The organism is Leclercia sp. EC_58, assembly GCF_019584355.1.
GTDB lineage: Bacteria > Pseudomonadota > Gammaproteobacteria > Enterobacterales > Enterobacteriaceae > Enterobacter.
On sequence record NZ_VDAM01000001.1, the window covers coordinates 1,818,502 to 1,827,041 of the forward strand.

Sequence of the window (8,540 nt, forward strand, 5' to 3'; positions counted from 1 at the left end):
AGTGGCAAAGGATTTTGAGCAACAGCCTCAAATCCCTTCGCCGGCGTTATCCGGATCAGGTTCGACGGGTATTTTCTCAGCACACGCTTTCGCGCAGCACCCCGTTGAGAACGGCGGTATTGTAATGATTTGGTGAATATTACGAAAGTGTTATGGTTCCGGCGGCGCAAACCACGCCGATTTAAAATCAAACCATCCCAGCGTATTCATGCGCAAGCCGCGCATACTGCGCTGGCCCTGGATCATCAGCCAGTGGTGGATCAGCGGGACGATCGCCTGCTGGGCGAGCAGCTGCTGGCACCAGACCGCAAGATTCATCTCACCCGCGCGCCACTCGGCGGCGTCCTGTTGCCAGTCGCGCTCAATACAGTTTTGCAGAAGCGGCACCTCATAGAGATGTGAGAACAGTGAGAAATCCAGCGGCAGGGTGAAGTTGACGCTGTTGAGCCAGATGTCGCTCACGATCTCGCCGCGATGCCACTCCTCATAGCTGACCTCCTGAATGTTCAGCGTCACCTGCTCGGCGGCGAGCAGCTCGCTCATCATTCTGGCGATCACCCGATGTTCGATATGTTCGCGGTAGAAGGTCAGGGTAAGGCTCTCCAGCCCGGCTGGTTTATCGCCGCGTCCCGGACGGGCGTGGTGCCAGCGCGGCAGCAGGCCATACGCCGGGAACCAGTAGGACTGATATACCTCCTCGGCCTGATAGATCAGGTTCGCCGGGGAGAGGATCCGGCTTACCCACTGGCGCACCTCTGCGCTGGCCCCGCGGTGGGAGCGGGCGTCAAACAGCAGATAGTAACAGCCCTCTTCAAGCCGACTCTCCACCGCCTTTTCTCCCTCGGTGGGCCCTTCCAGGGTCAGACCGACGCTCAGCTCTTCGTTAATATCCGGCAACACCCAGACGTTCACCTCGTCAATCAGCGCCCGGTAGCCGAAGTAATCGTCGAAGGCGCGGATCTTCAGCTGGTTATTGTTATTACGGGAAACGGCATACGGCCCGGTGCCCACCGGCAGGCTGGCAAAGTTGTGCATCGTTTCCCACTCCCGCGGCAGGATCATCGACGGCACATACCCCAGCAGCCACGGCAGCCAGCGGTCGGGCTGCGTAAGCTGAATATCCAGCGTCCAGGCGGTGGGTGACTGGACCTGGCTGATGTGTGAATAGAGGGGCAATTCGCGGGCGCGCTGCAGCGAGGCGATAACATCAGCCATCTCCAGCTCGCGACCATGATGGAAATGGATGCCAGGTCGCAAAAAAAATCGCCAGTGCAGAGGAGAAAGCTGCTGCCAGTGGTGGGCAATGTCAGCTTCCAGTTCCCCGTTTTCCTCATTTATGCGCGTCAGCCCGCTAAAGATCTGGCGCGCCATATGGGTTTCGGAGCGCCGTAATGCGATGCCCGGCAACAGGTTTTTCATCGGGCGATAATAGAGCACGCGCAGGATGTGCTTGCCCTGGCGGAAGCTGCGCCCGAGGTGGGAAACCAGCATCTGGCGCACCGCGGCCTTATCGCCGACCAGCTGCACCAGTTGTTCGATGCGGTCCTGCTCCAGCAGATCCTCCGCCCGCTGCTGCTGAAGCGCAAGGCCGGTATACAAAAAGGTGAGACGCGAGCGCTTGCCGCGCCCGGCCTCCGCTTCCCAGCTCAGCCAGCCCTGCTGCTGCATGGTATTAAGCAGGGTACGCATATGGCGGCGCGAACAGTTGAGCAAGTCGGCCAGTTCGCTGAGCGTGGTCTCCCGGGTCTGGCCGTCACAGCACTGCCACAGGCGGATAAATTGTTGTTGCAGACGACCAGAGGGCATAAAAGAGGAACTCCTGACAAAAAACCAGCAATTTATTAATCCCTATATTAAGCCAATAATTCACTTCGATGAAGCGAGGAGGTAAATATGAAGAGGTCTGCCACAAATCAGTTTTACCAACAGTACTTCTCAGCGACAAAGGGAGTGTCCTGGCTGGCCCGCCGGTGTGCAGAGCAGCGGCTGAAAATACTGGAAGAGCTGATGCAGTGGGAGGTGACAACGTCGACCTCGGAACGCTGAATTGCTTCGATCATGTGTGACTGAGTATTGGTGCGAATCACCACGCCAGCAGGTATCATCTGCTGGCTTTTTTCGTTTTCTCGTGCGCTAAAGGAACAGTGAATGCTCTGGTTAATGACGATGGGACGCCGTCTAAACGGTGTGTATGCCGCTTTTTTGATGGTGGCTTTTATGATGGGCGTAGCCGGGGCACTGCAGGCGCCGACCCTGAGTCTGTTCCTGAGCCGCGAGGTGGGTGCTCAACCGTTCTGGGTGGGGCTGTTCTATACCGTCAATGCCGTCGCCGGGATCCTGGTCAGCCTGGGGCTGGCGAAGCGTTCGGACAGCCAGGGCGATCGCCGCAAGCTGATCCTCTTTTGCTGCGCGATGGCGATTGGCAACGCGCTGCTGTTTGCCTTCAACCGCCACTACCTGACCTTATTAACCTGCGGTGTGCTGTTGGCCTCGATTGCCAACACCGCCATGCCGCAGCTGTTTGCTCTGGCGCGGGAATATGCCGACAGCTCTGCGCGTGAGGTGGTGATGTTCAGCTCGGTGATGCGTGCGCAGCTTTCGCTGGCGTGGGTCATCGGTCCGCCGCTGGCGTTTATGCTGGCGCTTAACTACGGCTTTACCACCATGTTCTCTATTGCGGCGGCCATTTTTGCCATCAGCCTGGCGCTGATCGCTTTCGCGCTGCCTTCTGTGGCCAGGGTGGAATCGGCGACCGCTGTTCCGGTGACGGAGGTAAGCGGCTGGAAAGATAAAAATGTCCGCAGGCTGTTTATCGCGTCCACGCTAATGTGGACCTGTAACACCATGTATATCATCGACATGCCGTTGTGGATCAGCAGCGATCTGGGGCTGCCGGACAAGCTGGCCGGGATCTTAATGGGGACTGCCGCCGGGCTGGAAATTCCGGCAATGATCCTTGCAGGTTATTACGTCAAACACGTCGGTAAACGGCGGATGATGGTGATCGCGGTGGCGGCGGGTGTGCTCTTTTATCTGGGCCTGATCCTCTTTCACAGCCGCGAAGCGTTGCTTGGCCTGCAACTCTTTAACGCGATCTTTATTGGCATCATCGCCGGGATTGGCATGCTCTGGTTCCAGGATCTGATGCCGGGCAGGGCGGGGTCGGCAACCACGCTGTTTACCAACAGTATCTCTACCGGCGTGATTCTGGCGGGGGTGATTCAGGGCGCGCTGGCGCAAAGCTACGGCCATTCTGTGGTTTACATGGTTATAGCAGGGATTTCGCTGGTAACGCTGGTGCTCACCTGGCGGGTAAAAGATGTCTGAATAAAAAAAGAGTCCATTGACTGTGCAATGGACTCTTTAGCGTGAGGGCTAAGCGATTAGCCCATAAAGGCTGGCTGCTTGCTCTCGTAGGCAGCAATGGCGTCTTCGTGCTGCAGGGTCAGTCCGATGCTGTCCAGACCGTTAATCATGCAGTGACGGCGGAACGCGTCGATGTTGAAGCTGTAGATTTTATCCCCGGCTTTTACGACCTGCGCTTCCAGATCCACTTCAAAGGTCATGCCCGGGTTGCCCTGCACCAGCGTAAACAGTTCGTCGACCTGTTCATCACTCAACGTGACCGGCAGCAGCTGGTTGTTGAAGCTGTTGCCGTAGAAGATGTCGGCAAAGCTCGGGGCAATTACCACTTTGAAACCGTAATCGGTCAGCGCCCACGGCGCATGCTCGCGCGATGAGCCACAGCCGAAGTTTTCCCGCGCCAGCAGGATAGATGCGCCTTTGTATTCAGGAAAGTTCAGCACGAACTCCGGATTTGGCACTTCGCCTTTGTCGTCCAGAAAACGCCAGTCGTTAAACAGGTGCGCACCAAAACCGGTGCGGGTTACCTTCTGCAAAAACTGCTTTGGAATGATGGCGTCGGTGTCGACGTTAGCCGCGTCCAGAGGGACCACCAGGCCAGTATGTTGGGTAAATTTCTCTGCCATGATGGTCTCCTTATTTCAGGCTGCGAATATCGGCGAAGTGGCCGGTCACTGCGGCTGCCGCGGCCATCGCCGGGCTGACCAGATGCGTGCGCCCACCGCGCCCCTGACGACCTTCAAAGTTACGGTTGCTGGTGGAAGCGCAGCGCTCACCCGGGTTCAGGCGGTCGTTGTTCATCGCCAGACACATGGAGCAACCCGGCAGACGCCACTCAAAGCCTGCTTCAATGAAAATCTTATCCAGACCTTCAGCTTCCGCCTGCGCTTTGACCGGGCCGGAGCCTGGGACCACCAGCGCCTGCACGCCCGGCGCCACTTTACGGCCTTTCGCCACTTCTGCCGCGGCGCGCAGATCTTCGATGCGCGAGTTGGTGCAGGAGCCAATAAACACTTTATCAATGCTCACGTCGGTCAGCGGTACGCCCGGTTTCAGCCCCATATAGGCCAGCGCTTTCTCTGCGCTGGCGCGCTCAACCGGATCGGCGAACGAGGCCGGATCGGGAACGCTGTCGTTAACAGAGATAACCTGCCCCGGATTCGTGCCCCAGGTGACCTGCGGCGCAATCGCTTCGGCCTGCAGAGTGACCACGGTGTCGAATACCGCACCCTCGTCGGTTTTCAGGGTTTTCCAGTACGCGACCGCGTCGTCAAAATCCTGGCCTTTCGGGGCGTGCAAACGCCCCTTCACATAGTTAAAGGTCGTTTCGTCAGGCGCAACCAGACCGGCTTTCGCACCCATCTCAATGGCCATGTTGCACAGGGTCATACGGCCTTCCATGCTCAGGGCCTGGATCGCGCTGCCGCAGAACTCCACCACATGTCCGGTGCCGCCTGCGCTACCGGTTTTACCGATGATTGCCAGCACGATGTCTTTGGCAGTGATGCCCGGTGCGGCCTCGCCGGTCACCTCAATTTTCATGGTCTTCGCGCGACCCTGTTTCAGGGTCTGGGTCGCCAGCACATGTTCCACTTCGGAGGTGCCGATACCGAAGGCCAGGGCACCAAACGCGCCGTGGGTCGCGGTATGGGAGTCGCCGCAAACGATGGTCATGCCCGGCAGGGTGATACCTTGCTCAGGGCCCATCACGTGGACGATGCCCTGATACGGGTGGTTCAGATCGTACAGCTCAACGCCAAACTCGTTGCAGTTCTTGATCAGCTCCTGCATCTGAATGCGCGCCATCTCACCGGAGGCGTTGATGTCTTTAGTCTGGGTTGAAACGTTATGGTCCATCGTGGCGAAGGTTTTGCCCGGCTGACGCACCGGACGCTTGTGCGCGCGCAGGCCATCGAACGCCTGTGGCGAGGTCACTTCGTGCACCAGATGGCGATCGATATAGAGCAGCGGGGTTTCGTTCTGCGCTTCATAGACCACGTGAGCATCATAAATTTTTTCGTACAACGTCTTCGCCATGATTACACCCCTTCAGCGACATAGCGGGCAATGATATCGCCCATTTCTTCAGTACTGACCGCCGCGTTGCCGCGGGCTAAATCGCCGGTGCGCACACCCTCTTCCAGGGCGCGGTTGATGGCGTTTTCGATCGCGGTAGCCGCCTCGTTAGCATCCAGGCTGTAGCGCAAAAGCAGCGCCAGAGAGAGGATCTGCGCGATCGGGTTGGCGATGTTTTTACCCGCGATATCCGGTGCGGATCCGCCAGCCGGTTCGTACAGACCAAAACCTTCTTCGTTCAGGCTGGCGGATGGCAGCATTCCCATGGAGCCGGTGATCATCGCGCACTCGTCAGAGAGAATGTCCCCGAACAGGTTGGAACAGAGCAGGACGTCAAACTGGGACGGATCTTTAATCAGCTGCATGGTGGCATTGTCGATGTACATATGTGCCAGCTGAACGTCCGGGTACTCCTGAGCAATCTCGTTAACGATTTCGCGCCACAGGATGGAGGATTGCAGCACGTTAGCTTTATCAATAGAGGTCACTTTATGGCCGCGTTTGCGGGCAGATTCGAACGCGATACGGGCGATACGTTCGATCTCAAAACGGTGATACACCTCAGTATCGAACGCTTTTTCGTGCTGACCGCTGCCTTCGCGGCCTTTCGGCTGACCAAAGTAGATGCCGCCGGTCAACTCACGGACGCACAGAATGTCGAAGCCGTTGGCGGCGATATCGGCGCGCAGCGGGCAAAATTCTTCCAGCCCCTGGTACAGTTTGGCCGGGCGCAGGTTGCTGAAGAGCTTGAAATGTTTACGCAGTGGCAGCAGCGCCCCGCGCTCTGGCTGCTCGGCCGGTGGCAGGTGTTCCCATTTCGGGCCACCTACAGATCCGAACAGAACCGCGTCGGCATTCTCACAGCCGGTCACGGTTGCCTGCGGCAATGGCGTACCATGGTTATCGATCGCGATACCGCCCACATCGTAGTGGCTGGTGGTAATTTTCATCGCAAAACGGGTGCGAACAGCGTCCAGCACCTTCAGCGCCTGTGCCATAACTTCGGGACCAATTCCGTCGCCCGGTAACACAGCAATATGGTAATTCTTCGACATTACACGGTTTCCTTATTGTTCTCTTTATTCTGAGCTTTGCGTTGCAACTCTTTTTCTACTTCTGCGGCGCGCCAGATATTGTTCAGGACGTGAACCATGGCTTTGGCGGAGGATTCGACGATATCGGTCGCCAGGCCCACGCCGTGGAAGCGGCGGCCGTTATAGTTGACCACGATGTCTACCTGGCCCAGCGCGTTTTTGCCCTGGCCTTTCGCCGTCAGGTCATATTTGACCAGCTCAACGTCATATTCAGTGACGCGGTTAATGGCCTGGTAGATGGCATCGACCGGACCGTTGCCGTTGGCGGCTTCGGCTTTAACCTCTTCACCGCAGGCCAGCTTGACGGAGGCGGTCGCGATGTCGCTTGAACCCGACTGCACGCTGAAGTAGTCCAGACGGAAATGCTCTGGCTCTTCCTGCTGCTTGTTAATAAACGCCAGCGCTTCCAGGTCGTAGTCAAATACCTGGCCTTTTTTATCGGCCAGCTTCAGGAAGGCGTCGTACAGGTGATCCATGTTGTAGTCGGTCTCTTTATAGCCCATCTCTTCCATGCGGTGTTTAACCGCCGCACGCCCAGAGCGGGAGGTCAGGTTCAGCTGCACCTGATTCAGACCGATCGATTCCGGCGTCATGATCTCGTAGTTTTCGCGGTTCTTCAGCACGCCGTCCTGGTGAATACCGGAGGAGTGAGCGAAGGCGCCAGTGCCCACAATCGCTTTGTTCGCCGGGATCGGCATGTTGCAGATCTGGCTCACGGTCTGGCTGGTGCGCCAGATCTCCTGGTGATTGATGCGGGTATGCACATTCATGATGTCCTTGCGCACCTTGATCGCCATGATCACCTCTTCCAGCGAACAGTTGCCCGCGCGCTCACCGATACCGTTCATGGCACCTTCAACCTGACGCGCCCCGGCGTGGACCGCGGCAATGGCATTGCCGACAGCCAGGCCTAAATCGTCGTGGGTGTGAACGGAGATGATCGCTTTATCAATATTCGGCACACGCTCATACAGGCCGGTAATGATGTTGGAGAATTCGAACGGCATGGTATAGCCGACGGTGTCCGGGATGTTGATGGTGGTGGCGCCGGCACGGATAGCCGCTTCAACCACACGAGCCAAATCTTCAATTGGCGTGCGGCCTGCATCTTCACAGGAGAACTCAACGTCGTCGGTATAATTGCGGGCGCGTTTCACCATATAGATGGAGCGCTCGATCACCTCATCCAGGGTGCTGCGCAGCTTGGTGGCGATATGCATCGGCGAGGTAGCAATAAAGGTGTGAATACGGAAGGCTTCGGCGACCTTCAGCGACTCCGCAGCCACGTCGATATCTTTCTCGACGCAGCGCGCCAGGGCACACACACGGCTGTTTTTGACGGTGCGGGCGATGGTCTGAACAGATTCAAAATCACCCGGAGAAGAGACCGGGAAGCCCACTTCCATGACGTCTACGCCCATACGTTCAAGGGCCAGAGCAATCTGCAATTTCTCTTTAACGCTCAGGCTTGCCTGTAATGCTTGTTCACCGTCACGTAAGGTCGTATCGAAAATAATGACTTGCTGGCTCATGGGTTAGGTCCTTGTCTGAATTTGGGCGCCTTGCTACGAGCATAAAAAAACCCGCGCAGTGGCGCGGGTTTTTTGTCTTAACCAGAGAACGATTCAACGCTGAATTTCGCCCGCCAGTCTACCGCGCACAGTGGATGCGTTTAGTAGTAGTAGACCGGTGAAACGAATGCTGCGACTCATGAATCAGCTCCAGATAAATAAGATATGCTTTTAGTGGTACTGGATACGCGGATTGATGTCAACCCCTGCCAGGCGAAAACCCCCATTCACCCGCAAGACCCGGGTGGAAACAATTAGCTTATTGTGCTGGTTTTTCCCTTTTCTGCCATTTTCTTATTCTGAATTATGTGTGCGAATTTATGGTAATGCTGCCAACTTACTGATTTAGTGTATGATGGTGATTTTAAGGTGCTTGCGTGGCTTCCATTTCCATCAGATGTCCTTCCTGCTCCGCTACTGAAGGCGTGGTGCGTAA

At 56.9% G+C, this 8,540-nt stretch carries 9 protein-coding genes and 1 riboswitch; of the genes, 2 read left to right on the forward strand and 7 right to left on the reverse strand.

Features of this window, described 5'->3' with window-relative positions; genetic code table 11:
* Positions 1-14: 14 nt before the first annotated feature.
* A riboswitch (TPP riboswitch) is annotated at positions 15-114 on the reverse strand.
* A 36-nt stretch (positions 115-150) separates the two neighbouring features.
* On the reverse strand, positions 151-1,806 hold the full coding sequence (sgrR, locus tag FHC51_RS08855) for an HTH-type transcriptional regulator SgrR (protein WP_220435356.1): 1,656 nt from the start codon (positions 1,804-1,806) through the stop codon (positions 151-153).
* An 87-nt stretch (positions 1,807-1,893) separates the two neighbouring features.
* Here sgrR and sgrT point away from each other — a divergent pair, with 87 nt between their 5' ends.
* Both sgrT and FHC51_RS08865 read left to right on the forward strand, forming a co-directional pair.
* Positions 1,894-2,046 carry a glucose uptake inhibitor SgrT gene (gene sgrT, locus FHC51_RS08860; protein WP_103178252.1) on the forward strand — a complete coding sequence of 51 codons (153 nt, stop codon included), beginning with the start codon at positions 1,894-1,896 and terminating at the stop codon, positions 2,044-2,046.
* 102 nt (positions 2,047-2,148) lie between these two features.
* A complete protein-coding gene (locus FHC51_RS08865) occupies positions 2,149-3,327 on the forward strand; it encodes a sugar efflux transporter (protein WP_220435357.1) in 1,179 nt (392 codons plus the stop codon).
* Positions 3,328-3,383: 56 nt separating this feature from the next.
* On the opposite strand, the gene leuD is transcribed toward FHC51_RS08865, so the two are convergent.
* The 6 genes from leuD to FHC51_RS08895 all read right to left on the reverse strand — a co-directional run.
* Entirely contained in the window at positions 3,384-3,989 is a 606-nt protein-coding gene (gene leuD / locus FHC51_RS08870; protein WP_220435358.1) for a 3-isopropylmalate dehydratase small subunit, read from the reverse strand.
* Between the two features lie 10 nt (positions 3,990-3,999).
* On the reverse strand, positions 4,000-5,400 hold the full coding sequence (gene leuC / locus FHC51_RS08875) for a 3-isopropylmalate dehydratase large subunit (protein WP_103823236.1): 1,401 nt from the start codon (positions 5,398-5,400) through the stop codon (positions 4,000-4,002).
* Positions 5,401-5,402: 2 nt separating this feature from the next.
* Entirely contained in the window at positions 5,403-6,494 is a 1,092-nt protein-coding gene (gene leuB / locus FHC51_RS08880; RefSeq protein WP_103823237.1) for a 3-isopropylmalate dehydrogenase, read from the reverse strand.
* Positions 6,494-8,065: a 2-isopropylmalate synthase gene (gene leuA / locus FHC51_RS08885; RefSeq protein ID WP_103823238.1), complete on the reverse strand. Its 1,572-nt coding sequence runs from the start codon at positions 8,063-8,065 to the stop codon at positions 6,494-6,496. The genes leuB and leuA overlap by 1 nt, the downstream gene beginning before the upstream one ends.
* A gap of 93 nt (positions 8,066-8,158) precedes the next feature.
* Positions 8,159-8,245: a leu operon leader peptide gene (gene leuL / locus FHC51_RS23225; protein WP_375373818.1), complete on the reverse strand. Its 87-nt coding sequence runs from the start codon at positions 8,243-8,245 to the stop codon at positions 8,159-8,161.
* Positions 8,246-8,358: 113 nt separating this feature from the next.
* Positions 8,359-8,540, reverse strand: a 182-nt coding sequence (locus tag FHC51_RS08895) for a hypothetical protein (protein WP_220435359.1), incomplete at its 5' end; no start/stop codon positions are given.

Coding starts and splice junctions, on each gene's coding strand:
- sgrR (WP_220435356.1), bottom strand. CDS start 1,806: ATGCCCTCTGGTCGTCTGCAACAACAATTTATCCGCCTGTGGCAGTGC.
- sgrT (WP_103178252.1), top strand. CDS start 1,894: ATGAAGAGGTCTGCCACAAATCAGTTTTACCAACAGTACTTCTCAGCG.
- FHC51_RS08865 (WP_220435357.1), top strand. CDS start 2,149: ATGCTCTGGTTAATGACGATGGGACGCCGTCTAAACGGTGTGTATGCC.
- leuD (WP_220435358.1), bottom strand. CDS start 3,989: ATGGCAGAGAAATTTACCCAACATACTGGCCTGGTGGTCCCTCTGGAC.
- leuC (WP_103823236.1), bottom strand. CDS start 5,400: ATGGCGAAGACGTTGTACGAAAAAATTTATGATGCTCACGTGGTCTAT.
- leuB (WP_103823237.1), bottom strand. CDS start 6,494: ATGTCGAAGAATTACCATATTGCTGTGTTACCGGGCGACGGAATTGGT.
- leuA (WP_103823238.1), bottom strand. CDS start 8,065: ATGAGCCAGCAAGTCATTATTTTCGATACGACCTTACGTGACGGTGAA.
- leuL (WP_375373818.1), bottom strand. CDS start 8,245: ATGAGTCGCAGCATTCGTTTCACCGGTCTACTACTACTAAACGCATCC.